Origin of the sequence: Parachitinimonas caeni (assembly GCF_030129945.1) — a bacterium.
Classification (GTDB): Bacteria; Pseudomonadota; Gammaproteobacteria; order Burkholderiales; family Chitinimonadaceae; genus Parachitinimonas; species Parachitinimonas caeni.
Genome location: NZ_JARRAF010000221.1, coordinates 1 through 369 on the forward strand (window position 1 = coordinate 1; position 369 = coordinate 369).

At 67.5% G+C, this 369-nt stretch carries 1 protein-coding gene; it reads right to left on the reverse strand.

Annotated elements, in window-relative coordinates:
• A partial coding sequence (locus PZA18_RS25830) for a hypothetical protein (RefSeq protein ID WP_284103482.1) occupies nt 1-369 on the reverse strand: 369 nt, incomplete at both ends.

The window sequence follows — 369 nt, forward strand, 5'->3', positions numbered from 1 at the left end:
TGACGCGATCCTGATAGCCCGTCGGCGCGGCCACCGCGCCCTGGTTGGTTTCGGTCCAGACCACGGTGACCGCGTCGCCATCCTGCGCGCCGGTTTCCAGCAATCCCACCTGGCTCACTTGCAGGTCAGGGCCGATGGCAAAGGTCTGTTCGGCCTGGTTGTCGGCGTCCAGCGGCCCCTGGGCGTCGTATTCGGGGAGTTCCCCCAGCGGGTTGAGCTGGATGCGCAAACGGAACTGGCCGATGGCATTCAGCCCCTCAGGCCAGGTCAGCCGGACCTGACGGGCCGCCCCGGTCTGGGCAGCGATCGACTGGTCGGTCTGCAGCGGTGACAGGTCGGCCATCACCGCACCGGTGCTCAGGTTGATCA